This is a genomic window from Xenorhabdus sp. XBWT (assembly GCF_059072735.1).
Genome location: NZ_CM180990.1, coordinates 21,784 through 46,809, shown reverse-complemented (window position 1 = coordinate 46,809; position 25,026 = coordinate 21,784). Strand labels below are relative to the sequence as shown.

Annotated in this window: 22 protein-coding genes and 1 pseudogene; 21 read left to right on the top strand and 2 right to left on the bottom strand. The window is 42.8% G+C overall.

Annotated features, from left to right (window positions below):
* The first annotated feature begins 1 nt into the window (after nt 1).
* Nucleotides 2-1,459 (top strand): ATPase RavA stimulator ViaA, encoded by a 1,458-nt coding sequence (gene viaA, locus AC5JQI_RS00210; protein ID WP_493913312.1) that lies wholly within the window; start codon nt 2-4, stop codon nt 1,457-1,459.
* A 3-nt stretch (nt 1,460-1,462) separates the two neighbouring features.
* Here viaA and asnA read toward each other — a convergent pair whose 3' ends face one another.
* Nucleotides 1,463-2,455: an aspartate--ammonia ligase gene (gene asnA / locus AC5JQI_RS00205; protein WP_493913311.1), complete on the bottom strand. Its 993-nt coding sequence runs from the start codon at nt 2,453-2,455 to the stop codon at nt 1,463-1,465.
* A 166-nt stretch (nt 2,456-2,621) separates the two neighbouring features.
* Here asnA and asnC point away from each other — a divergent pair, with 166 nt between their 5' ends.
* From asnC to AC5JQI_RS00125, 16 genes are all read left to right on the top strand, one after another.
* A complete protein-coding gene (asnC, locus tag AC5JQI_RS00200) occupies nt 2,622-3,083 on the top strand; it encodes a transcriptional regulator AsnC (RefSeq protein WP_092553390.1) in 462 nt (153 codons plus the stop codon).
* A 91-nt stretch (nt 3,084-3,174) separates the two neighbouring features.
* Nucleotides 3,175-3,615, top strand: a complete 441-nt coding sequence (gene mioC, locus AC5JQI_RS00195; protein ID WP_337167791.1) for an FMN-binding protein MioC — start codon at nt 3,175-3,177, stop codon at nt 3,613-3,615.
* Between the two features lie 375 nt (nt 3,616-3,990).
* On the top strand, nt 3,991-5,880 hold the full coding sequence (gene mnmG / locus AC5JQI_RS00190) for a tRNA uridine-5-carboxymethylaminomethyl(34) synthesis enzyme MnmG (protein ID WP_493913310.1): 1,890 nt from the start codon (nt 3,991-3,993) through the stop codon (nt 5,878-5,880).
* 11 nt (nt 5,881-5,891) lie between these two features.
* Complete coding sequence (rsmG, locus tag AC5JQI_RS00185; RefSeq protein ID WP_275384564.1) at nt 5,892-6,512, top strand: 16S rRNA (guanine(527)-N(7))-methyltransferase RsmG; 621 nt, start codon at nt 5,892-5,894, stop codon at nt 6,510-6,512.
* Nucleotides 6,513-7,123: 611 nt separating this feature from the next.
* Complete coding sequence (gene atpI / locus AC5JQI_RS00180; RefSeq protein ID WP_237386043.1) at nt 7,124-7,501, top strand: F0F1 ATP synthase subunit I; 378 nt, start codon at nt 7,124-7,126, stop codon at nt 7,499-7,501.
* A gap of 31 nt (nt 7,502-7,532) precedes the next feature.
* Nucleotides 7,533-8,357, top strand: coding sequence for a F0F1 ATP synthase subunit A (gene atpB, locus AC5JQI_RS00175; RefSeq protein ID WP_493913309.1), 825 nt, complete (start codon nt 7,533-7,535; stop codon nt 8,355-8,357).
* A 50-nt stretch (nt 8,358-8,407) separates the two neighbouring features.
* Nucleotides 8,408-8,644: a F0F1 ATP synthase subunit C gene (atpE, locus tag AC5JQI_RS00170; RefSeq protein ID WP_010846128.1), complete on the top strand. Its 237-nt coding sequence runs from the start codon at nt 8,408-8,410 to the stop codon at nt 8,642-8,644.
* A 59-nt stretch (nt 8,645-8,703) separates the two neighbouring features.
* Nucleotides 8,704-9,174 (top strand): F0F1 ATP synthase subunit B, encoded by a 471-nt coding sequence (gene atpF, locus AC5JQI_RS00165; protein WP_010846129.1) that lies wholly within the window; start codon nt 8,704-8,706, stop codon nt 9,172-9,174.
* Nucleotides 9,175-9,186: 12 nt separating this feature from the next.
* Nucleotides 9,187-9,720 carry a F0F1 ATP synthase subunit delta gene (gene atpH, locus AC5JQI_RS00160; protein WP_092553372.1) on the top strand — a complete coding sequence of 178 codons (534 nt, stop codon included), beginning with the start codon at nt 9,187-9,189 and terminating at the stop codon, nt 9,718-9,720.
* Nucleotides 9,721-9,734: 14 nt separating this feature from the next.
* Nucleotides 9,735-11,276: a F0F1 ATP synthase subunit alpha gene (atpA, locus tag AC5JQI_RS00155; RefSeq protein ID WP_493913308.1), complete on the top strand. Its 1,542-nt coding sequence runs from the start codon at nt 9,735-9,737 to the stop codon at nt 11,274-11,276.
* Nucleotides 11,277-11,349: 73 nt separating this feature from the next.
* Complete coding sequence (atpG, locus tag AC5JQI_RS00150) at nt 11,350-12,213, top strand: F0F1 ATP synthase subunit gamma (protein WP_237386040.1); 864 nt, start codon at nt 11,350-11,352, stop codon at nt 12,211-12,213.
* A gap of 34 nt (nt 12,214-12,247) precedes the next feature.
* Complete coding sequence (gene atpD, locus AC5JQI_RS00145; RefSeq protein WP_237386039.1) at nt 12,248-13,630, top strand: F0F1 ATP synthase subunit beta; 1,383 nt, start codon at nt 12,248-12,250, stop codon at nt 13,628-13,630.
* A 21-nt stretch (nt 13,631-13,651) separates the two neighbouring features.
* The gene (locus AC5JQI_RS00140; protein WP_237386038.1) at nt 13,652-14,074 is read left to right on the top strand and encodes a F0F1 ATP synthase subunit epsilon; all 423 of its coding nucleotides are present in this window, start codon (nt 13,652-13,654) and stop codon (nt 14,072-14,074) included.
* 181 nt (nt 14,075-14,255) lie between these two features.
* Nucleotides 14,256-15,644: a bifunctional UDP-N-acetylglucosamine diphosphorylase/glucosamine-1-phosphate N-acetyltransferase GlmU gene (gene glmU, locus AC5JQI_RS00135; RefSeq protein ID WP_493913307.1), complete on the top strand. Its 1,389-nt coding sequence runs from the start codon at nt 14,256-14,258 to the stop codon at nt 15,642-15,644.
* 202 nt (nt 15,645-15,846) lie between these two features.
* Complete coding sequence (glmS, locus tag AC5JQI_RS00130; RefSeq protein WP_493913306.1) at nt 15,847-17,676, top strand: glutamine--fructose-6-phosphate transaminase (isomerizing); 1,830 nt, start codon at nt 15,847-15,849, stop codon at nt 17,674-17,676.
* Nucleotides 17,677-17,837: 161 nt separating this feature from the next.
* Nucleotides 17,838-18,416 carry a hypothetical protein gene (locus AC5JQI_RS00125; protein ID WP_493913305.1) on the top strand — a complete coding sequence of 193 codons (579 nt, stop codon included), beginning with the start codon at nt 17,838-17,840 and terminating at the stop codon, nt 18,414-18,416.
* A 109-nt stretch (nt 18,417-18,525) separates the two neighbouring features.
* Here AC5JQI_RS00125 and AC5JQI_RS00120 read toward each other — a convergent pair whose 3' ends face one another.
* Nucleotides 18,526-18,756, bottom strand: coding sequence for a hypothetical protein (locus AC5JQI_RS00120; protein WP_493914737.1), 231 nt, complete (start codon nt 18,754-18,756; stop codon nt 18,526-18,528).
* 276 nt (nt 18,757-19,032) lie between these two features.
* On the opposite strand from AC5JQI_RS00120, the pseudogene AC5JQI_RS00115 reads away from it, so the two are divergent.
* From AC5JQI_RS00115 to AC5JQI_RS00100, 4 genes and pseudogenes are all read left to right on the top strand, one after another.
* A pseudogene (locus AC5JQI_RS00115) lies at nt 19,033-22,129 on the top strand (type I restriction endonuclease subunit R).
* The gene (locus AC5JQI_RS00110; protein WP_493913304.1) at nt 22,107-22,877 is read left to right on the top strand and encodes an N-6 DNA methylase; all 771 of its coding nucleotides are present in this window, start codon (nt 22,107-22,109) and stop codon (nt 22,875-22,877) included. The pseudogene AC5JQI_RS00115 and the gene AC5JQI_RS00110 overlap by 23 nt, the downstream one beginning before the upstream one ends.
* Nucleotides 22,852-23,757 (top strand): HsdM family class I SAM-dependent methyltransferase, encoded by a 906-nt coding sequence (locus AC5JQI_RS00105; RefSeq protein WP_493913303.1) that lies wholly within the window; start codon nt 22,852-22,854, stop codon nt 23,755-23,757. Before AC5JQI_RS00110 ends, AC5JQI_RS00105 begins: the two co-directional genes overlap by 26 nt.
* Nucleotides 23,750-25,003 (top strand): restriction endonuclease subunit S, encoded by a 1,254-nt coding sequence (locus AC5JQI_RS00100; RefSeq protein WP_493913302.1) that lies wholly within the window; start codon nt 23,750-23,752, stop codon nt 25,001-25,003. The genes AC5JQI_RS00105 and AC5JQI_RS00100 overlap by 8 nt, the downstream gene beginning before the upstream one ends.
* Nucleotides 25,004-25,026: the final 23 nt, after the last annotated feature.

Below are 25,026 nucleotides of genomic sequence, written 5' to 3'. Positions count from 1 at the left end.
TATGTTAACTCTGTCCACACTCGATCTCTTACTTTCCATCAATGAAGGCGAACTGATCGAAGAGATCATTTTAACACTACTGAGTACTCCTCAATTAATTATTTTCTTTGAAAAGTTCCCGAGATTAAAACACGCATTGCTGAAAGATCTCCCCGAATGGCGGAAAAGATTGCAACAAAGAATAAAAGAGACAATTATCCCTGCATCACTGAATGAGGAGTTTCAGCTATATCAACAAGTACAAACCCTTGACACAATAAATTTCTATCAAAAATTACCTAATATCATCGAGAAATTTCAGCAACTCGAATCCCCTTTTGCTAGTGAAGCCGATATACTCTCCAAAACACTTTCTGAACACACCGCGTCAGGACAAATATTATTTATTCAACGCTGGCACCTCAGTTTGATCCTGCAAGCAACAACATTTAACAACACGCTCTTAGAACAAGAAAGAGAACAATTACTGGCAGAGATCCAGAAACAATTGAACCTCAGTGGCAATCTTGATCCTATATTTGATCTCAATGATCACTCCTCCGGTCGATTATGGGATATGAGTAAAGGCCAACTCCATCTAACTTCGCACAATACACAACTATTTACTCTCTACGCTGACTTTCTTAGAAATCAACCTGAACTGGAAAAACTGGCGCAATTACTTGGACGCAGTCAGACAGCAAAATCAATTCCAGAAGAAAGTCCAATTCTGGAACCCGTTACCCGATTCGAACGAGTGCCTGATACCACGCCAGAACTGATCAATGGAATCAGACAAAGTGATGACATCTTAAGGTTATTGCCCACAGAGATGGCCATGCTTGATGTTGAAGAATTGGAATATGAGTTTTATCGGCGGCTGGTGGAAAAAAAATTGCTTTCTTATCGTCTGCAAGGGGATGACTGGCAGCCAAAAACAACCCTAAAACCCATTACACATCACTATAATGAAAAACAACCACGGGGGCCTTTTATTGTTTGTGTCGATACATCTGGCTCAATGGGAAGATTTAATGAACAGTGCTCAAAAGCATTTTGTTTGGCACTGATGCGTATCGCGCTGGCGGATAATCGCCATTGCCACATTATGTTGTTCTCGACAGAATTGATTCATTATGACTTGACGTCACCGGATGGATTAACTCAAGCCATTCATTTTTTGGGGCAAACGTTCAAAGGAGGAACTGATCTGGCATCTTGTTTAAATGCAGCAGTTGAAAAAATGAAAGAAAATATATGGAAAGATGCTGATGCGGTTGTTATTTCAGATTTCATTGCCCAACGATTGCCAGACACTCTAATCCATCAGATAAAAAATCTGCAACAGCATCAACAGCACCGCTTCCATGCGGTCTCCCTTTCCCATTATGGAAAGCCCGGTATCATGCGGATATTCGATCATATCTGGCGTTTTGATACCGGACTTACAAGCCGCTTACAAAGAAGGTGGCGAAATTAAGCCTTACAGCACACCTTCAACTGATTCAATAATTTCTGGAGACCAAACACCACACTGAACCTGACCAATGTGTGACATTTGCAACATCAGCATTACCAGACGAGACTGCCCGATACCACCGCCGATAGACTGTGGCATATCACCTTTGATTAATGCCTGATGCCAATCATATTGCAGACGATCTTCATCACCAGTCATCTTAAGCTGACGTTGCAGAGCTTCTGCATCAACCCGGATACCCATTGAAGAAATTTCAAAAGCATCCTGTAAAACTGGGTTCCAGACAATAATGTCACCGTTCAAGCCAAAGAAACCATCACTGTTTGGTGAAGTCCAATCGTCATAATCCGGTGCGCGAACATCATGTGCCTGATCGTCAGACAATTTACCGCCAATGCCCATCAGGAAAATCGCACCGAATTCTTTGGCTGCCTCACGTTCACGACCTTTAGCATCCAGATCCGGGTAACGTTTCAGAAGTTCTTCGCTGTGGATAAAGTGAATTTGATCTGGCAGGAACGGTGCCAGACCAAATTCCTTACTTACCGCTTGTTGCGTTTCTTTTATTGCTTCGTAGATTTTACCTACTGTCTGTTTTAAATAATCGAGTGAACGTTGACCTTCACCCATCGTTTTCTCCCAATCCCACTGATCAACAAAAACAGAGTGAATAGGAGTCAAGCGATCTTCGTCAGGACGCAAAGCCTTCATATGGGTATACAACCCTTGTTCAGCTTGAAAACCAAAGCGACCTAAAGTTTTGCGCTTCCATTTCGCCAGAGAATGAACCACTTCAAACGTTGCATCCGGCAATGTTTTCACTTTTACCTGTACTGCTTTTTCATGACCAGATAGGTTGTCCTGAGTACCATCACCAAGACGGCTCAAGATTGGCCCTTGAACTTCAATTAAACTAAGTTGTTTTTCTAGCAGACGGGAAAAGTATGATTTCACAAAACTAATTTGCTGCTGTTTTTCAATGAAGGATGTTTTCATGATGTTGTTCTCAAAAATTTTTAGTGACCCTGTGTCCTGTTGATATAGATTAAGCAACAAAATGAGGTACAAATTCAATATCTGATAATAAAAATATTGTATAAGATTAATAAACGATAATTTTTACATCAAAAAAATGAATATCATTCAAAAACAGGGTTTAAAAATGGCAGAAATTTATCAGATCGATAATTTAGACCGTGACATACTTCACGCTTTAATGGAGAACGCACGTATACCTTACGCAGAATTAGCCAAAAAATTCTCCGTCAGTCCGGGAACAATTCATGTTCGCGTAGAAAAAATGAAACAGTCAGGGATCATCACCGGAACCCGGGTTGATATCAGTGCCAAGCAACTGGGATTCGACGTATGTTGCTTTATCGGCATTATATTAAAAAGCGCCAAAGACTACCCGGCAGCGTTGAAGAAGCTCGATATGCTTGATGAAGTTGTTGAAGTTTATTACACCACTGGGCATTACAGTATTTTCATTAAGGTCATGTGCCGATCCATCGAAGCGCTTCAGGATGTACTTATCAACAAGATCCAGACAATTGATGAAATCCAATCAACAGAAACATTGATCTCCTTGCAAAACCCGATAACAAGGACAATCAAACCCTAAAAGAAAAAATAACTTAACCATATTATCCACAGGTAGATCCCAATAGATTCACAGCGTACAATAGTTGCTCTTTAATTTAGCAAGGATCACGATGAGCACGATAACCTTAATTAGCGGCAGCACAATGGGTAGCGCCGAATACGTCGCTGAACATATAGCCGAAATCTTAGAAAATGACGGGTTTTCAACAGTGATACTTCATGGTCCCTCATTGGAAGATCTTTCTCTTGAAGGACTGTGGCTTGTTGTAACATCGACGCATGGAGCAGGGGACTTACCTGCAAATCTCCAATCCCTGGCAGATACGCTCACACAACAGCAACCAGATCTAAGCAATGTGACATTTGGGGCAGTCGGGATTGGCAGTTCTGAATATGACATATTTTGTGGTGCAATAAGATCACTTGAAAGCTTATTGGAAGATCTCGGGGCAAAACAGATCGGGGATCGACTGGAAATAGACATTCTAAAACACGAAATACCCGAAGATCCAGCTGAAGAGTGGGTCAAAAAATGGGCAAAGTTACTCTGATCTGATTAAAAATATAACGATTAACTGTGGATAACTTGTCTAAAAAGCAGGGGTTAACCCGTAGTTATCCATTTAATAACCGAATCACAATCAGCCGACTGTGAATAACTCCGCTTTTAGATCCCAGCTTATACTGGCTTGGATCACGGATCATTCACAGCAAATGATCCTTTACAGTCTCATGATCTTTATATGGAAAATACACTTATCCACAGAAGATCGTGATCCTAATAAAAGATCCAATAAAGAGATCTTTAAATAAAAAGATCTTCTTTTAATTAACGATGATCTCTTCCTGCTTGGTCTTAAGCCCAAACTTGAGTAGAATCCTCTCCTCAATGCATACGAAGCATTTTCACAATTGAAGGTTCGCACATGTTTTATCCAGAGCATTTTGACGTTATCATTATCGGCGGAGGTCATGCCGGCACTGAAGCTGCTATGGCCGCAGCACGTATGGGGCGTCAAACCTTATTACTGACTCACAATATTGATACTTTGGGCCAGATGTCATGTAATCCAGCCATTGGTGGGATCGGTAAAGGGCATCTGGTAAAAGAGATCGATGCACTTGGTGGCCTGATGGCGAAAGCCACTGATCAGGCGGGTATTCAGTTCAGAACACTCAATGCCAGCAAAGGTCCAGCAGTTAGGGCCACACGCGCACAAGCAGATCGGGTACTTTACCGACAAGCTGTAAGAACAGCACTGGAAAATCAACCTAACTTAATGATCTTCCAGCAATCGGTAGAAGATCTCATCGTTGAGAACAATACCGTCACAGGTGTTGTTACTCGTATGGGATTGAAATTTAAGGCTACGTCTGTGGTTCTGACCGTCGGGACTTTCCTTGACGGAAAAATTCATATTGGATTGGAAAACTACAGTGGTGGGCGTGCTGGAGATCCTCCTGCGATCGCATTGTCTCACCGCTTACGCGAATTGCCTTTACGTGTCGCTCGCTTAAAAACAGGTACACCTCCTCGTATTGATGCGCGAACTATTGATTTTAGCCAGCTTGAACAACAACTGGGTGATAATCCGACCCCGGTATTTTCATTCATGGGGAATGCGGCTCAACACCCGCAACAAATTCCATGTTATATCACTCATACTAATGAAAAAACCCATGAAGTGATCCGCAATAATTTGGATCGCAGTCCAATGTATGCGGGGATCATTGAAGGGATCGGCCCTCGTTACTGCCCTTCCATTGAAGATAAAGTGATGCGTTTTGCAGATCGCAACGCCCATCAGATCTTCTTGGAGCCAGAAGGACTTACGAGTAACGAAATCTATCCAAATGGGATTTCAACCAGTCTGCCATTTGATGTACAAATGCAAATTGTTCACTCGATGAAAGGCATGGAGAATGCCCGCATAATTCGCCCTGGCTATGCGATCGAGTATGACTTCTTTGATCCACGTGATTTAAAACAAACTCTGGAAAGCAAATTTATCCATGGACTGTTTTTTGCGGGTCAGATCAATGGCACTACCGGATATGAAGAAGCTGCCGCACAGGGGTTATTGGCAGGTCTTAACGCCGCCCGCTATGCTGCTGGTGAAGAAGGTTGGTTCCCACGCCGTGATCAGGCTTATATCGGTGTTCTTGTCGATGATCTATGTACATTGGGAACTAAAGAACCTTACCGTATGTTTACCTCCCGCGCTGAGTATCGCTTGATGTTGCGTGAAGATAATGCGGATCTACGCTTGACTGAACAAGGTCGTAAGCTAGGCTTAATTGATGATCTCCGTTGGGAACATTATTGCCTCAAAGTTGAAATGATAGAACAAGAACGTCAACGTCTGCGTAATATCTGGGTACATCCCCATTCTGACAGCCTAGGGGATATCAACCAGCTGTTGAAAACACCATTGTCAAAAGAAGCCAATGGTGAAGATTTGCTACGTCGTCCTGAAATGAATTATGAACTGCTGACATCACTGTCACGTTTTGCACCTAGCTTGACAGAGCCTCAGGCAGCAGATCAGGTTGAAATTCAAGTGAAGTACGAAGGTTACATTGCCCGTCAGCAAGAAGAGATCGAAAAGCAATTACGCAATGAAAACACTGCACTGCCAGTTGATCTGGATTATCAACAAGTCAGTGGGCTTTCCAATGAAGTTATTGCAAAACTGAATGACCATAAACCAAGTTCAATTGGTCAGGCTTCACGCATTTCAGGTATCACTCCAGCAGCGATTTCTATTTTGCTGGTCTGGTTGAAAAAACAAGGTTTATTGCGTCGTAGCGCTTAAGAGGACAGATTTTGCTTAACAAATTAGAATCATTGCTGGCGAAGACGGATATTGAATTATCGCAGGAACAGAAACAACTGCTTGTCGCCTATGTTGATATGCTCAACAAATGGAATAAGGCTTATAACCTGACATCTGTCCGAAACCCGGAACAGATGTTAGTCCGCCATATCATGGACAGTATTACCGTTAATCCATATCTTCATGGAACGCAATTTATTGATGTAGGGACTGGGCCTGGTTTACCGGGGATCCCACTGGCGATTGTGCGCCCAGACTCCCATTTCACCTTATTGGACAGTCTGGGAAAACGAGTTCGTTTTTTACGTCAGGTTCAGCATGAACTCGGTTTGACCAATATCAGTCCTGTGCAAAGCCGTGTTGAGGAATTTATCCCTGAATCTCCTTTTGATGGGGTGATTAGTCGTGCATTTGCGTCTTTGCAAGACATGCTCTTATGGTGCGGCCACCTTCCTAAACTACTTGAAGGGCGTTTTTATGCTTTAAAAGGTGTAATACCGGAAGATGAATTAATAAAATTGCCAGCAGGGTTCATACTTGATAGCGTCATCTCTCTCCAAGTTACAGAATTAGATGAGCAACGCCATTTAGTTATCCTTAAGTCAAACTGACTTTGTTGTTTATCAATAAAATTATAAATAATTAGTGACGCCAACCACATTTATAATGTTACGGACGTTACTAATTATTTCCCTCTATAGTTTCAACTTTATTTACTAATAGCTCACAGAAAAACAACGTTATTTTTATAATGGTATAATTTTTCTTTCTGATGACTACGACCAATTTCCTTTATAAATAAATTTTAGAGAAAGTGAGCAAAATTAAAATTTAACGTTTTTTATCGATATATCAGATAAAACTTTATAGGTATAATATTAATTAGTTGATTTTTATTGAAAAATAAATAAACAAATTTCATTATATATAATGATAAATATAATTAATGATTTTTGCTTAATGTGATATGTATCACGTTTAATACTGAGGTCATACCATTAGGTGTTGCAGAATATTAAATAGTATTTGTGAGCGATCTAGCATCAAAATTAGAAAAACAAATAATTATTCACTTTTTCGCTACTTATGGATTGAATTCATTTTGGCTGCCCGTATAATTTGCACGTTTTTGTCACTTGACACTCTTAAGCAAAGCCAGTTTTATACAACATTCAGCAAAACCTGATATGTGATGATGTACCTCAGGGAGAAAACAAAAGTCATGTCTGTATCCCTTTACAACGGTAAAATGGCACTGAAACTGTTATTTTTGCAGTTAATGACTTTTGTTATTCTCAGTGTGGCTTTTTGTACCAAAAGTATAGAGTGGGGCGCTTCTGCTTTTGTGGGTGGATTAGCATGCTGGCTACCAAATGTTATTTTTTTGCTGCTCAGCCGCTTCCAAAAGATAAAAGAAGAAGGGGTTCCAGTACGTATTGCATGGTTTTTCGCGATTAGCGAAGGGGTTAAAGTTATTATTACGGTAACTTTGCTGATAGTCGCTTTAGCGGTGTTCAAGGCGGCATTTGCACCACTTGGTGTGGCCTATTTAGCGGTGCTGATTGTGCAGATCATCGCACCTGCCGTAATGAACGGTTAGCGTTTTTAACAACAAAAGGGTAAAAAGCATCATGTCTGCATCAGGAGAAGTTTCAACTTCGGAGTACATAAGTCACCACCTGAAGCACCTTCAGCTGGACTTGCGTACCTTTGAGTTGGTCAATCCCCACGCTAGTGGTTATGAGGCGACGTTCTGGACGTTGAACATTGACTCGCTTTTTTTCTCCATCGTATTAGGGATGTTGTTTCTATTTATATTCAGAAGAGTCGCGGTTCGTGCTACTGATGGCGTTCCGGGGAAATTCCAGACTGCAATAGAAATGGTAATCGGCTTCGTTGATAACACCGTTCGTGATATGTATCACGGCAAGAGCAAGGTGATAGCTCCTCTGGCTTTGACTGTGTTCGTCTGGGTGTTACTGATGAACGCATTGGACTTGCTGCCAATCGATTTTATTCCTTACATCGGTGAACACGTCTTCGGCTTGCCTGCGTTGCGTATTGTTCCAACCGCAGATGTCAGTGTCACCTTGTCGATGGCCCTCGGTGTCTTTGTCCTCATTCTGTTCTACAGCATTAAGATGAAAGGAATCAAGGGTTTTGCGAAGGAGCTGGCATTACAGCCTTTCAATCATCCGCTGTTTATTCCTATTAACTTAATTTTGGAAGGGGTTAGCTTGCTGTCTAAGCCTATATCACTCGGTCTGCGACTGTTTGGTAATATGTATGCCGGCGAATTAATCTTTATTCTTATTGCGGCTCTTTTGCCGATGTGGTCACAGTGGTTACTCAGCTTGCCTTGGGCTATTTTCCACATACTGATTATAACGTTACAAGCCTTTATTTTCATGGTTCTGACGATCGTTTATCTGTCGATGGCATCTGAAGAGCATTAATTTTTATCAATCAATAATTGTGTTTTAACTGAAACAAACTGGAGACTGTCATGGATATAAACATGGATCTGCTGTACATAGCTGCCGCTATTCTGATGGGTTTGGCGGCTATCGGTGCTGCGATCGGTATCGGCATCCTCGGGGGTAAATTCCTGGAAGGCGCAGCTCGTCAGCCTGATCTGATTCCTCTGCTGCGTACACAGTTCTTTATCGTTATGGGTCTGGTTGATGCCATCCCTATGATTGCTGTGGGCCTGGGCTTGTTTATGATGTTCGCTGTTGCCTAAGTGAAATAGCAGAACTCTAAATTACGCCAATTCATTAATTGAAATAGAGGTATTGTGCCGTGAATATTAACGCAACAATCCTCGGCCAGGCCTTCGCGTTTGTCCTGTTTGTTTTGTTCTGCATGAAGTATGTATGGCCACCAATCATGGCGGCCATTGAAAAGCGTCAGAAAGAGATTACTGACGGTTTGGCTTCAGCAGAACGTGCCAAAAAGAACCTGGACTTAGCGCAAGCCAATGCGACCGACCAACTGAAAAAAGCGAAAGCTGATGCGCAAGTTATCATTGAGCAGGCTAATAAACAAAAAGCCCAAATTATTGATGATGCTAAAGCAGAAGCAGAGCTGGAGCGTAACAAAATCTTAGTGCAAGCGAATGCTGAAATTGAAGCTGAACGCAAACGCGCTCGTGAAGAGTTACGTAAACAGGTTGCGATGCTGGCTATCGCAGGTGCCGAGAAAATTATCGAACGTTCCGTGGATGAAGCTGCTAACAGCGACATCGTTGATAAACTGGTCGCTGAACTGTAAGGAGGGAGGGGCATGTCTGAATTTGCTACGGTAGCTCGCCCCTACGCCAAAGCAGCTTTTGACTTTGCTGTAGAACACCAATCTATTGAACACTGGCAGAACATGCTGGCGTTTATTGCTGAGGTTACTCGCAATGAGCAGGTTGGTGAGCTGCTTTCCGGTTCATTGGCACCGGAAACGTTAGCCAAAACCTTTATCACCCTTTGTGGTGAGCAGGTTGATGCGCATGCTCAGAACTTTATTCGTGTAATGGCAGAAAATGGTCGCTTGCTGGTACTGCCAGAAGTCTTCCAGCAATTTATACAATTGCGTGCGTCACTTGAATCAACCATTGATGTTGAAGTGATTTCTGTGTCCGAACTAAATGAGCAGCAGCAGGCTAAAATTTCTGCGGCGATGGAAAAACGTCTGTCACGCAAAGTGAAGCTGAATTGCAAAATTGACAAGTCTGTTATTGCCGGTGTGATTATTCGCGCGGGTGATATGGTGATTGATGGCAGTATTCGTGGCCGTCTGAATCGTTTAACAGACGACTTGCAGTCTTAAGGGGACTGGAGCATATGCAACTGAATTCCACCGAAATCAGCGAACTGATCAAACAGCGTATTGCTCAGTTCAATGTCGTGAGCGAAGCTCACAATGAAGGAACGATTGTTTCCGTTAACGACGGTATCATTCGTGTCCACGGTTTAGCTGATGTCATGCAGGGTGAGATGATCTCTCTGCCTGGCAACCGTTATGCAATTGCACTGAACTTGGAGCGTGACTCTGTAGGTGCGGTTGTGATGGGTCCGTATGCTGACTTGGCCGAAGGCATGAAAGTCAAATGTACTGGCCGAATTTTGGAAGTACCTGTTGGTCGTGGTCTGCTGGGTCGTGTTGTTAACACACTGGGTGAACCAATTGATGGTAAAGGCGCTCTTGAACATGATGGCTTCTCACCTGTTGAAGTGATTGCGCCGGGTGTTATCGATCGTCAATCCGTTGACCAGCCTGTTCAGACAGGTTACAAATCCGTTGATGCCATGATCCCGATCGGCCGTGGCCAGCGTGAGCTGGTAATCGGTGACCGTCAGACCGGTAAAACCGCGCTGGCTATCGATGCGATCATCAACCAGCGTAATTCTGGTATCAAATGTATCTATGTTGCGATTGGTCAGAAAGCCTCTACCATCTCTAACGTAGTTCGTAAACTGGAAGAGCACAATGCACTGGAAAACACCATCGTTGTTGTTGCGTCCGCATCAGAATCCGCGGCCCTGCAATATTTGGCACCATACTCTGGCTGTGCGATGGGTGAATACTTCCGCGATCGCGGTGAAGATGCACTGATTGTTTACGATGACCTGTCTAAGCAGGCTGTTGCGTACCGTCAGATTTCTTTGTTGCTGCGTCGTCCACCTGGACGCGAAGCATTCCCTGGTGATGTTTTCTATCTGCACTCCCGTCTGCTGGAGCGTGCAGCGCGAGTTAACTCTGAATACGTTGAAAAATTCACCAATGGTGAAGTGAAAGGCCAGACGGGTTCACTGACTGCACTGCCAATCATTGAAACTCAGGCGGGTGACGTTTCTGCGTTCGTACCAACAAACGTTATCTCCATCACTGATGGTCAAATCTTCCTGGAATCTTCTCTGTTCAACGCAGGTATCCGTCCAGCGGTTAACCCAGGGATTTCTGTATCCCGTGTAGGTGGTGCTGCTCAGACTAAGATCATCAAGAAACTGTCTGGTGGTATCCGTACCGCTCTGGCTCAGTATCGTGAACTGGCTGCATTCTCCCAGTTTGCTTCTGATCTGGATGATGCAACTCGTAAGCAATTGGATCATGGTCAGAAAGTAACTGAGCTGTTGAAACAGAAACAGTATCAGCCGATGTCTATTGCACAGCAGGCTCTGTCTTTGTTCGCTGCTGAGCGTGGTTATCTGGAAGATATCGAAATCGCGAAAGTGGTCAGTTTCGAAGCTGCTCTGTTGTCATATGCTAGCCGTGAACATTCTGATCTTCTGAAAGAGATTGACCAGTCTGGTGATTACAACGGAGAGATCGAAGCGAAGCTGAAAGCTCTGTTGGAATCCTTCAAGGCGACTCAGTCCTGGTAACACTATTCGGCCCAGTTTGATTTTATTTAATTAAAATAACTCGGGCCGTCTGGTTGAATTCGGAGAAGCAGAAATGGCCGGCGCAAAAGAGATACGTACCAAAATCGCCAGTGTGCAAAACACGCAAAAAATCACTAAAGCGATGGAAATGGTCGCCGCCTCCAAAATGCGTAAAACGCAGGATCGCATGGCGGCTAGCCGTCCTTACGCAGAGACCATTCGCAGTGTGATTGGGCACCTTGCATTGGGTAATCTGGAATACAAACATCCATACCTTGAAGAGCGCGAAGTGAAGCGTGTTGGGTACGTGGTTGTTTCGACTGACCGTGGTTTATGTGGCGGTTTGAACATTAACTTGTTCAAAAAATTGCTGATAGAAATGAAAGACTGGTCTGATAAAAACGTCCAGGTTGATTTGGCGCTTGTTGGATCAAAAGCGGTTTCTTTCTTTTCTTCTGTTGGCGGTAACATTGTTACCCAAGTAACAGGGATGGGAGATAACCCATCATTGTCCGAACTGATCGGGCCAGTCCACGTCATGATGCAAGCATATGATGAAGGACGTCTGGATAAACTGTATATAGTGACAAACAAGTTCATTAATACTATGTCTCAGGTTCCGACGATTACTCAGTTATTGCCTCTGCCAGCCGGAGACGATGAAACACTGAAGAAGAAGTCCTGGGATTATCTGTATGAACCTGATCCTAAAGCGCTGTTGGATACCCTGCTGCGCCGCTATATAGAATCACAAGTTTATCAGGGCGTCGTTGAAAACCTGGCTAGTGAACAGGCCGCACGAATGGTAGCGATGAAAGCCGCGACCGATAACGGTGGCAACCTGATCAAAGAGTTGCAGTTGGTTTACAACAAGGCTCGTCAGGCCAGCATCACTCAGGAACTCACCGAAATCGTTTCGGGTGCTTCTGCGGTTTAACAGCTAGGTTTACGAATTACGTAGAGGATTCAAGATGGCTACTGGAAAGATTATCCAGGTAATCGGCGCCGTAGTGGACGTCGAATTCCCTCAGGACAGCGTACCAAAAGTATACGATGCCCTTGAGGTTAAAAACGGTGAAGAAAAACTGGTGCTGGAAGTTCAGCAGCAGTTAGGTGGTGGTATTGTGCGTTGTATTGCAATGGGTACCTCCGATGGCCTGCGCCGTAATTTGGACGTGACTGATTTAGGGCACCCAATCGAAGTTCCAGTGGGTAAAGCAACACTGGGCCGTATCATGAACGTATTGGGCGATCCAATTGACATGAAAGGTGAGATTGGCGAAGAAGAGCGCTGGTCAATTCACCGTACGGCACCAACCTATGAAGAGTTATCCAACTCTCAGGAATTACTGGAAACTGGTATCAAAGTAATGGACTTGATCTGCCCATTTGCTAAGGGTGGTAAAGTTGGTCTGTTCGGTGGTGCGGGTGTAGGTAAAACCGTTAACATGATGGAGCTTATCCGTAACATCGCGATCGAGCACTCAGGTTACTCTGTATTTGCTGGTGTTGGTGAGCGTACCCGTGAAGGTAATGACTTCTATCATGAAATGACGGACTCAAATGTACTGGACAAAGTATCTCTGGTATACGGTCAGATGAATGAGCCACCAGGAAACCGTCTGCGTGTTGCATTGACCGGTTTGACCATGGCGGAAAAATTCCGCGATGAAGGCCGTGACGTTCTGCTGTTCGTTGACAACATTTACCGTTATACCCTGGCAGGGACAGAAGTATCTGCACTGTTGGGTCGTATGCCATCTGCGGTAGGTTATCAGCCAACACTGGCAGAAGAGATGGGTATTCTGCAAGAGCGCATCACCTCTACCAAAACTGGCTCCATCACCTCCGTACAGGCAGTTTACGTTCCTGCGGATGACTTGACTGACCCATCACCAGCGACAACCTTTGCTCACTTGGATGCAACCGTCGTATTGAGTCGTCAGATAGCATCTCTGGGTATTTACCCTGCGGTTGATCCACTGGATTCAACCAGTCGTCAGCTTGATCCACTGGTTGTTGGCCAGGAGCACTATGATGTGGCTCGTGGTGTTCAGTCTATCCTACAGCGTTATCAGGAACTGAAAGACATCATCGCTATTCTCGGTATGGACGAGCTGTCTGAAGACGACAAACTGGTTGTGGCACGTGCCCGTAAGATCCAGCGCTTCTTGTCTCAGCCATTCTTCGTTGCAGAAGTCTTCACCGGTTCACCAGGTAAATTCGTTTCTCTGAAGGACACTATCCGTGGCTTCAAAGGTATCCTGAATGGTGATTATGACCATCTGCCAGAGCAGGCGTTCTACATGGTTGGTAGCATCGAAGAAGCTGTGGAAAAAGCGAAGGCGCTTTAATACGGCTGACGGGAGGTTGATATGGCTGCAATGACGTTCTCCCTGAACGTAGTCAGTGCTGAAAAACTTATGTTTGAAGGGCTGGTACAGAAAATTCAGGTGACAGGCAGTGAAGGTGAGCTGGGGATTTATCCTCAACACACACCACTGCTTACTGCCATAAAACCGGGCATGATACGTATTGTTAAGCAGTTTGGTGAAGAAGAGTTTATCTACCTGTCTGGTGGAATTCTTGAAGTTCAGCCAAACGGCGTTATCGTACTGGCCGATACAGCGATCCGTGGTAAGGATTTGGACGAAGCTAAGGTGCTTGAATCTAAGCGCAAGGCGGAAGAACATATCCGTAGATCTCACGGCGATGTTGATTATGCTCAGGCATCTGCTGAATTGTCAAAAGCGATCGCGAAACTTCGCGTTATCGAGCTGACAAAGAAATTGATGTAATCAGTACCCGATAGATTTCTAATTGCATTCAACTGAATAGCAACTTGAAAGAAGGGTAGGCAGTGAAATAAAAAGCCAGTTGGTGAAAGCTAACTGGCTTTTTTGCATTGCGAAATATGTGGCAATTTATTTCGCAAACAGGTTTACTTTCATACTTAAAATTGGAATTGTCAGGTTTCTTATGTCTATTATTTCAAACGGTGCCAACACTAAAAGTGTCGTGATCCTTGCCGCAGGCAAGGGAACTCGCATGTATTCTGATCTTCCCAAAGTTTTGCATTTGTTGGCTGGCAAGCCAATGGTGCAGCATGTCATTGACACCGCAATGGAATTGGGTTCTCAAAATGTTCATTTGGTTTACGGGCATGGCGGTGATCTGATGAAACACACACTCTCCAACCAAAATTTGAACTGGGTATTGCAAGCTGAACAGCTTGGTACTGGCCATGCCATGCAGCAGGCAGCTCCTCATTTTGCAGATGATGAAGATATTCTGATCCTTTACGGTGATGTCCCTTTGATTGCCAAAGATACTTTAGAACGCTTAATCGAGGCAAAACCAGAAGGTGGAATCGGTTTATTGACCGCTATTTTAGACAATCCAACGGGATATGGTCGTATCATCCGTGCAAATGATGAAGTTACAGGTATTATCGAACAGAAAGATGCGACGGAAGAACAGCGTAAAATCAACGAAATCAACACGGGTATTTTGGTTGCAAATGGCGGTGATTTGAAACGTTGGTTATCCAAATTGGAAAACAACAACGCACAGGGTGAATATTACCTTACCGATGTTATTGCGCTAGCACATAAAGAAGGTCGTCAAATTAAGGCGGTACACCCAAGTCGTTTAAGTGAAATGGAAGGGGTTAACAATCGTCTTCAACTTTCTACTCTGGAGCGTATTTATCAGTCTGAGCAAGCTGAAAAATTATTGCTGGCAGGGGTTATGTTATTAGATCCTGCTCGTTTTGATCTGCGTGGAACATTAGAACATGGTCGTGATGTAGTGATTGATACCAATGTGATTATCAAAGGCAATGTCACACTGGGAGATCATGTTCATATTGGTTCTGGCTGTATCCTGAAAAACTGCGTTATTGGTGATGGTGCGGTAATAAGCCCTTACACTATCATCGAAGGTTCTGAACTTTCAACAGAGTGCACAGTCGGGCCTTTTGCACGTTTACGTCCGGGCACTAAACTGGCGGAAAAAGCTCACGTTGGTAACTTCGTTGAAATGAAAAAATCGTCTCTGGGTAAAGGTTCCAAAGCGGGTCATCTGACTTATCTTGGTGATTCTGAGATTGGCGATAATGTGAATATTGGTGCAGGAACCATTACCTGCAACTATGATGGTGCTAATAAATTTAAAACCATCATTGGTGATGATGTGTTTGTCGGCTCTGATACTCAGCTTATTGCGCCTGTGACAATAGCTAAAGGGGCAACAATTGGTGCGGGAACTACTGTCACAAAAGATATTGCTGAAAATGAACTGGCACTCAGCCGAGTGAAGCAAACTCATATTAAAAACTGGCAACGTCCGGTTAAGAAAAATAAATAGGATATACCTATAAAAAATTCCCAATAAATTTCAAGTTACAGCGAGGCGGCAGGTGAATGAGGCCAACAAAGCTGCTGCTTGAAAGATGAAGGGGATACTCCCCATCTCTACAAAGCTCGGGGACCGGCAAACAGCCGGAAAACAATCAGGTTGTGCGACATAAAAAGGGCGTTTAATAGCCCTGTTTTTAGGAATGAAACCCATGTGTGGAATAGTTGGTGCTTGTGCACAACGAGATATTGCAGAAATATTGATCGAAGGTCTTCGTCGCCTAGAGTACCGTGGTTATGATTCTGCGGGAATGGCTGTCGTTGACAGCGAAAACCGTATGACTCGTCTGCGTGAAGTTGGCAAAGTCCAGATGCTGGCGGATGAAGCAGATAAACAACCCGTGATTGGTGGCACAGGGATTGCGCATACCCGTTGGGCAACTCACGGTGAACCAAACGAACGTAACGCCCATCCTCATGTTTCTGAACATATTGCGGTTGTGCATAACGGTATTATTGAAAACCACGAAGAACTGCGCGAAGAGTTAAAAGCGCGTGGTTACATCTTTTCTTCTGATACAGATACAGAAACCATTGCCCACCTTGTTCATTGGGAACAACAACAAGGCGGAACACTGCTGGAAGTGATTCAGCGAGTTATCCCGCAATTGCGTGGTGCTTACGGCACAGTAATTATGGATAGCCGTAACCCTGATGTGCTGGTGGCAGCTCGTTCTGGTAGCCCATTGGTTATCGGTCTGGGAATGGGTGAAAACTTCCTGGCATCTGACCAACTTGCGTTACTGCCGGTCACCCGTCGTTTTATCTATCTGGAAGAAGGTGATATTGCAGAAATCACCCGCCGCACTGTTCGCATCTTTGATGTGAACGGCGAAGCCGTTGAACGTGAGCAGATTGAATCCAACGTTCAATACGATGCAGGTGACAAAGGTGTTTATCGTCACTACATGCAGAAAGAGATTTACGAACAACCAATGGCTATCAAGAGCACACTGGAAGGCCGTTTAAGCAACGGTCAGGTAAATCTGTCAGAACTGGGCGCGAATGCTGCTGAACTGCTGTCCCAGGTTGAGCATATCCAAATCGTTGCTTGTGGTACTTCTTATAATGCGGGAATGGTTTCACGCTACTGGTTTGAATCATTGGCGGGAATTCCATGTGACGTGGAAATCGCCTCTGAATTCCGTTACCGCAAACCTGCCCGCCGTAAAAACAGCCTGCTGATTACCCTGTCTCAGTCCGGTGAAACGGCAGATACCTTGGCTGCCCTGCGCTTATCCAAAGAACTGGGCTACCTGACCTCGTTGGCTATCTGTAACGTAGCGGGTTCCTCTCTGGTTCGTGAATCAGAATTTGCTCTGATGACCAAAGCAGGCGCTGAAATCGGTGTTGCCTCTACCAAAGCCTTTACCACTCAGCTAACTGTATTGCTGATGCTCGTGGCCTATATGGGACGCCTGAAAGACGCTGACACAGCATTGGAACACGATATTGTCCATGCCCTGCATGCCCTGCCAAGCCGCATTGAAAGCATGTTGTCTAAAGACAAGCTGATTGAAGCATTGGCGGAAGATTTCTCTGAAAAACATCACGCCCTGTTCCTTGGCCGTGGCGATCAATACCCGATCGCGGTTGAAGGCGCGCTGAAACTGAAAGAGATCTCCTACATTCACGCAGAAGCCTACGCTGCCGGTGAACTGAAACATGGCCCGCTGGCACTGATCGATGCGGATATGCCGGTGATCATCATTGCGCCAAACAACGAACTGCTGGAAAAACTGAAATCCAACATTGAAGAAGTCCGTGCCCGTGGCGGTTTGTTGTACGTCTTCGCTGATCAGGATGCCGGTTTTACCAACAGCGAAAACATGAAGATCATCTCCCTGCCACATGTAGAAGAGTTGATCGCACCGATCTTCTATACCGTACCCCTGCAATTGCTGTCTTATCATGTTGCATTGATCAAAGGTACAGATGTGGATCAGCCGAGGAATTTGGCGAAGTCGGTGACGGTGGAATAATATTTATTGTGCATTGTTAATATAAACATATAGTAAAACTGAGTACTTTTTAAATCCGGTTATGCGCAAGCTGACCGGATTTTTTCATAAAAAAAGAGCCACAGTAGAAAGTCATCACAACATATAGGATATTCGCGATAATAAAATGGAGAAAATAAAAAGTGTTTGATATTGCCTCAGAATCTGTAGAAATGGCATCCAAATTTACAGAGAACAAATTTGATCCAGTAAGACTATTAGTCGATTTTTTCAAACAATTACATGTTATTGAACGTTTTAATGTATTTAAACTTGAATATATAACGGGTTGGGAGAATTGGTTTCAGATAGAACTGGCTTATTTTTTGTACCATCATGTGACAGAACAAAATGGGGAATGGTGGCGAGAGTTTAGTATCGAATGGGATGGTATGCCCCAAGATATTGGAAAATGTAAGCCGGATTTTTGGCTTTGGTCAGGTGAGGAAAACAGCTACTACCTTTTGGAATTAAAACAAAATGGGAATGTTCGTATCGCACTCAAAGAAGTAATAAAAGATATTCAAAAACTCAGCACGTTGACTAATACTAAAACCTTCAATGCCGTTGGCTATGAGGGAGAATATACCTGCAAAGGTAAATTTTTCGTATTAGTTTCAAAATGTGAACCAAATATTGTTGAAGTACCAATTGGAGCTAATGAGGCTTGCAGAGGTGCCATTGGCAATAGTGGTTTTTATTTTGTTATATATCGTTCCTGATTATTACAGTGGTATTTTAATTAGCCGTAATCATTTGAGCTAACTAGTTCTGTATTACGGCTTTTTATTTCCATAACTTCTATTTCATATTTACATTAATCTATTGTCATTATTCAATAAACTGAGCCGATTTTAAAATCCAGTCACTCTGGGTCTGGCGGCTGAGGGCAATGCCATACTGTTTAAACAGGGCTTCCTGACGGTACAACTGGCGGACAGTCAATGAAGAGATTTTCTGTTGTTCAAAAATGTCCTGCCACTCGGCTGGATTAAATCGGGATTGATTCATGCGCGCTTCTTCCATCATCAGAATGGATGAAACCGAATGACCCTTTGCCAAGTGTGGTTCCCCACGCTTACTTTAAAACCAGCAATTAGTCGAGTTTTAAACATACAAATAGACGGATGTTAAACCAGCAAATAGTCGGTGTTGAACTTGAAAGTTGAATCTGCCTTATTGCTAATAGAAGTTAATTTTTTGTTTTATATCTTTCAATTAATTAGATATTGAAATGTGGATTTATAATATATTAGGAGACTGGTTGAAATTTTTAATAATGACAGGTGAGATTTTTCTGACGCTTACTTATAAAATTAAAATAATCAAAGGCATATAATGAAATTCAACGAAGATTCCCGTGTAAAAATCCCCGTTATCCTACACTTGATGAAATTAGGTTATAACTATCTGTTGCTCAAGAACCAAACCAGGGATGTAGCAACAAATATCTTTACTAAACTCTTTAGCAAAGCGATTTCTCGTATTAACAACGGTATTGAAGACGATGAAGTCGGTCGTTTACTCGAAGATGTAAAGCTGCTACTCGATAATGACGATCTTGGTCGTGCTTTTTTTGAACGCCTGATGGATCGCTCAAATACCAAACTGCTCGATTTTGAAAATCTTAACAATAATAGTTTCCATGTTGTCACTGAGTTAACTTGCCAGAATGGTGATGAGGAGTTCCGTCCAGACATCACACTATTAATAAATGGTATGCCATTGGTCTTCATTGAAGTGAAGAAACCAAACAATCGTGAAGGCATCTTGGTGGAGCGTGATCGTATCAACAAACGCTTTCAGAACCCAAAGTTTGAGCGGTTTGCCAATATCACCCAATTCATGATCTTTTCTAACAACATGGAGTATGACGATAGTGATCTTGAACCGATTCAGGGGGCATTCTACGCCAGTAGCTCATATCATGAGCCAATATTAATTACTTCCGTGAAGAGGAAATATTAAATCTTACAGCACTGCTTAAGCCTCTATCGGATGATGACGAGATCAACGTACTGAAAGACAATAACATTGAAGTTATTCGCCACAATCCAGAGTTCCTGACGAATAAAGACCCAAACCGCCCAACCAACCGTATTTGTACTTCCTTGCTAAGCAAAGAGCGCCTCGCTTTTATTCTGCGTTACGCGTTGGCTTATGTGTCTGAAACGGATGGGCTACAAAAGCACATCATGCGTTATCCGCAACTGTTTGCGACTAAGGCGATTGAACAAAAGTTAAACCAAGGGGTTAAAAAAGGCATTATCTGGCATACCCAAGGTAGTGGCAAAACAGCACTAGCGTTCTATAACGTCCAATTTTTGACGGATTATTTTCAAAAACGGCAGATTATTCCAAAATTCTACTTTATCGTTGATCGTCTGGATTTGTTGCAACAGGCACAGAGTGAGTTTACTGCTCGTGGCCTGATGGTACACCTCATCAATACCCGTGAGGACTTTGCACTTGACATCAAAGCCATGCAGGCGATCCACAACCATTCTGGTAAACCAGAAATCACCGTCGTTAATATACAAAAATTTAAAGATGATCCTGATATAGTTTCAACCAAAGACTACAATGTAGCGCTCCAGCGAGTCTATTTCTTGGATGAAGTGCACCGTAGCTACAATCCTAGGGGTAGTTTTCTGGCAAATTTAAGTCAGTCAGACACGAATGCCATTAAAATTGGTCTGACAGGGACACCACTATTGGGAGACGATTACAATTCCCGCGCCTTGTTCGGCGATTATATCCACAAATACTATTACAATTCCTCCATTGCCGATGGTTACACGCTGCGTCTGATCCGTGAGGAAATTGCTACCAACTACAAAATGACGCTGCAAAAAGCATTGGAAGAAGTTGAAATAAAAATGGGTGATGTAGACCGCAAAGAGGTTTATTCCCATCCAAGTTTTGTGGAGCCGATGCTCAACTACATTATTACTGACTTTGAGAAAAACCGTGGTGCATTAAATGATGCCAGCATCGGTGGCATGGTTATCTGCGATAGCGCTGAGCAAGCTAAACAGATGTTTGAGATATTTAATGCGGAAAACCTTTGCTACCTAAAAAAGAAGCTGTTCGCGTACTGGAAATGGCTGAACCTCAGATAACGGCTTATGGTGAGTCGCTCAAACAGGCGCAAAAAGTCAAAAGTGCAGCGCTCATTCTTCATGATATCGGCACTAAAGAAGAGCGTAAAAACTGGGTGGAAGATTTCAAGGCCGGCAAAATTGACTTCTTATTTGTCTACAAAATGTTGTTGACCGGCTTTGATGCCAACCGTCTGAAAAAGCTATACCTTGGGCGCATTATCCGTAAACACAATCTGTTGCAGGCACTGACTCGGGTTAACCGAACCTATAAAGACTTCCGCTACGGCTATGTCGTGGACTTTGCCGATATCCGTAAAGAGTTTGATGAAACCAACAAAGCCTATTTTGAAGAGTTACAATCAGAATTAGGTGACGAAATGGAACACTACTCACACCTGTTTAAATCTCAGGAAGAGATAACGCAGGAAATTGAAAATATCAAAGATGTGTTGTTCTGTTTTGATACTGAAAATATGGAAGTGTTCTGTGATCAAATCAATCAGATTCAGGACAGAGAAACCGTACAGGCACTGAAAAAAGCACTGGCTGACGCCAGAAGTTTGTATAACCTTATTCGTCTACAAGGCGAATACCGCTTTATTAATGAGCTGGATTTCGCCAGACTGAATATACTTTATCGTGAAACCCGTAACCATTTGGAGCTACTTAACCTCAAGCAGGACCTGGAGCAAGGTACGGATACCGGCAACTTGCTAAACCGTGCGTTGGAAGATGTGATTTTCAAGTTTGTGAAAATTGGCGAAGAAGAGCTGGTCATGGCTGACAAACTGAAAAACACTCTGCGCCAGACCCGCGAAGCGTTGGCCGATAACTTTGATCAGCAAGATCCCAAGTTTATCAGCTTGAAAGAAGAGATTGAGCGACTGTTTAAGAAAAAGAATTTAAGCGCAGTGACTCAGGATGATATGGTGGCTAATATTAACGCCCTGAACAAAATTCATGAGCGCATTAAAGAACTCAACCGTCAGAATAACCAACTGCGTCAAAAGTATCATGGTGACGTTAAATACACCCGTATTCATAAACGCCTGCAAGAACGTCAGCAAGATAAAAGTGACATTAGTGAATTTGAACGTAAGATTTTTGCTGCGTTGATGAATGTAAAACAGGATGCCGATGAGCAAGTACTCAATAACAGCCAGATTTTGAATAACGAAAGCTATTTTGCTCGCCAGATGATGCCACTGGTGATCAACCGCTTTATGAATGAGCAACAAATTAAACTGAATGACAATATTTATCAATATATCAATAATTTAGTTGTTAATGAATATCTGAAAGAATTTAATGCAGGAAACAGAACGTGGTAGAACTCAATTTAGAGAAAAAACAAAGGAACTTATTGATGGCCTAAAAAGCATTTGTGCCAACTATGGACTGGGCAATGATGGTAATGAATTTAAAATTATTACCCAAGCTTTCTTGTACAAGTTTTTGAATGATAAATTCGCTTTTGAGGCGAAAAGGATCAAGAAAAACTTTGCTAAAGATGAAAAGTGGGAAGAAGCATTGTCTCTGATGAGTAAAGACGACTTCAAAATGTTGCAAAACCAAATGGAGAGTGATACTGCACGTTTGAAGCCGATACACTTTATCAGCTACCTGGCCAGTCGCCAAAATGAGGATAATTTTTCCAAGACGTTTGACGATACCTTGATGGATATCGCTATCGATAACAACGATGTGTTTGCAGTGAAAACCGACGGTGGTGCGAAAGTGGTGCTGTTTGACCGCATTAGCCAATACATTGCCGATGAATCTAAACGAGATACCTTCTGCCGAGCTATCATCAACCAGTTGATGAAGTTCAGCTTTGAGCGCATTTTTACCCAAAAATTCGATTTCTACGCTACTATCTTTGAATACTTGATCAAAGACTACAACAGTAACTCTGGCGGCAAATATGCCGAGTATTATACCCCTCATGCTGTGGCGCGGATTATGGCCGCTATTCTGGTACTGAAAGAACAGCAGGGTGTTGTTCGTAACGTTAGCTGCTTACGATCCATCGGCAGGTTCAGGTACCTTGTTAATGAACATCGCTCATGCTATTGGTGAAAAACGTTGCAGCATCTATGCGCAGGATATTTCACAAAAATCTTCTAGCTTGCTGCGTCTGAACCTGATTCTGAATAATTTGGTGCACTCCATTCCCAATGTTATTCAGGGGAATACGGTACTGCACCCGTACCACAAAGATGGTAAAGAGTTAAAGCAATTTGACTATATCGTTTCCAACCCGCCATTTAAGACGGATTTTAGCGATTATCGTAACGACTTGGAGAGCAAAGAAAATAAAGAGCGTTTCTTTGCCGGAATTCCAAAGATTAAAGCTGCATCTAAGGACAAAACGGAAATTTACCAATTGTTCTTACAACACATCATCTACTCTCTAAAACTTGATGGCAAAGCAGCAGTGGTAGTACCGACAGGATTTATCACTGCTCAGTCTGGTATTGACAAGAAAATCCGTCAGCATTTGGTGGATAACAAGATGCTGGCCGGAGTGATTTCTATGCCATCCAATATCTTTGCGGCTACTGGTACAAACGTCTCTATCCTGTTTATTGATGCCAGCAATAAAGACAAAGTGGTGTTGATTGATGCTTCTAATTTGGGCGAAAAAGTCAAAGACGGTAAGAACCAGAAAACTGTTCTTACGCCAGAGGAAGAACAGCAAATTATTGATGTTTTCAATAACAAATGGACAGAGGAAGATTTTTCTGTAGCTGTTGGTTATGACGAAATTGCAGCAAAAAATTATAGCTTAAGTGCTGGTCAGTATTTCGATATTAAAATTGAATATGAGGATATTACTCCAGAGCAGTTTGCTGAGAAAATGCAGAGCCTTACCACCAATCTAGATAGTCTTTTTGCTCAATCTCAAGCTTTGGAAATTGAAATCAAGCAGCAGTTGGCAGGGATTCAGTATGAATAATCTCTACCAATTAAGATCGTTAATATCATCTACATGTAAAGGAATAACTCCCCGATATGTAGAGTATTCGAGTGTGATTGTTCTTAATCAAAAGTGCATTATAAATAATCAAATTGATTTTTCTTTTGCACAATATCATGATCCGAATAAGAAATTTTATTACGATAAGGCTCTGAAAGAAGGAGATATTTTAATTAATTCTACTGGTCAAGGTACTGCTGGTAGATGCGCTTTTGTAAAGGAGTTACCAAAGGGTTATACCGTTATTGTCGATTCACATATTTTAATCGTTCGAGTTGATGATTTTTATACTTCTGGTTGCTTGGAATATTCTCTATTTAGTATCGAATCGATACTACAAACCTTTATGGAGGGTAGTACAGGGCAAGGAGAATTTGATAAACAGAGACTTTTTAATATCATTTCAGGTTTGCCCAATGGAGAAAAACGTAAGCCTACTTATGATTTTTTAAATCAAATAGATAAGAAAATCGAACTCAATAACCGCATTAATTCTGAATTGGAAGCGATGGCAAAAACTCTGTACGACTACTGGTTTGTACAGTTAGATTTCCCTGATACCAAGGGCAAACCCTATAAAACCTCTGGCGGTAAAATGGTCTACAATCCCATACTGAAACGTGAGATACCAGAGGGGTGGGGAGACGGCACGTTAGATGACTTAGGTCAGATCGTTGGCGGTAGCACTCCATCAACAATCCAGTCTGAGAATTTTGCAAATAGAGGAACTCCTTGGATCACACCTAATGACCTTTCAGAAAATCAGGGTAGTAAGTTTATCTCGCGTGGTGCAACAGATGTGAGTGAGGCTGGAATTAAGTCAGCATCGCTTAAGAAATATCCTTCTGGAACGGTTTTATTGAGTTCTAGAGCGCCTATTGGCTACATGGCTATTGCTCGAAATGAAGTGACTACAAATCAGGGTTTTAAGTCCTTTATTCCTTCTAAAGGTTACTCAACTGAATTTGTCTATTTTTCTGTTAAAAATAGCTTAAAGGCAATTATTCAGTATTCATCCGGATCAACATTTAAGGAAGTATCGGGAACCGTGTTGAAGACTGTCAAAGTGGTTCTTCCTGAACAGAGTGCGGTTAATAAATTTACGAAAAAAGTCGCCTGTATTTTTGCGCGACAAGACAAATTAGAGCAGGAAAACCAACAGCTTGTTGAATTACGTGACTGGCTTCTCCCAATGCTAATGAACGGCCAAGTAACGGTGAAATAATGAACTTAGTGTTTCGGTTGCTC